1 protein-coding gene is annotated in these 706 nt (G+C 57.6%); it reads left to right on the forward strand.

All coding sequences use genetic code 11. The features are described from left to right. Positions 1-706: YPDG domain-containing protein (locus HMPREF2781_RS04535; protein ID WP_210386004.1), on the forward strand; the 706-nt coding region annotated here is incomplete at both ends.

Here is a 706-nt window from a genome sequence, read left to right on the forward strand (position 1 = left end):
GTTACCGTCACCGTTGAGCAGCCGGATGCTCCTGACACCAAGCAGAACGAAGAGTTCGATCCGGTGTACGACGGCGGTACGGGTAAGCCTGGTGAGGACGTCAAGATCGACGAGCCTACCTTCAAGGACAAGGACGGCAACCCGACTACTGCTCCTGATGGCACCACGTTCGCCCCGGGTGAAGGTACTCCAGATGGTGTGACCATTGATGAGAACACCGGTGAAATCACCGTTACCATCCCTGAGGATGCTACCCCTGATGACAAGATCACTGTTCCGGTTGAGGTGACTTACCCGGATGGTTCCACCGACGAGGTTGACGTCACTGTCACGGTGACTGAGAAGGACGCTACCCCGGTAACGCCAGTTGCTCCGACCGAGAACAACCCGTCTACGGGTGCTTCTGCGGACGACCCGGCATCCTGTGAGGAGCCGCCGTACGTCACTGTTGAAGAGACCGAGGGCGTTGAGTACAAGGTCACTGTCGACGGCAAGGAGCTGACCCCGGACGCAGATGGCAAGTACGTCTACGACTACGGTCAGACGGTCAAGGTTGAAGCGTTCCCGACCGAGGGCTTTACCTTCCCGGAGGGGGCCCAGACGACGTGGACTTACACGACTCAGCAGAATGAGGTTTGTGACGCTCCTGATACCAAGCAGAATGAGAACTTCGAGCCTGGTTATGAGGATGGTTCTGGTAAGCCTG

The sequence above is a fragment of the Corynebacterium sp. HMSC062A03 genome (genome assembly GCF_001811145.1).
Classification (GTDB): Bacteria; Actinomycetota; Actinomycetes; order Mycobacteriales; family Mycobacteriaceae; genus Corynebacterium; species Corynebacterium aurimucosum.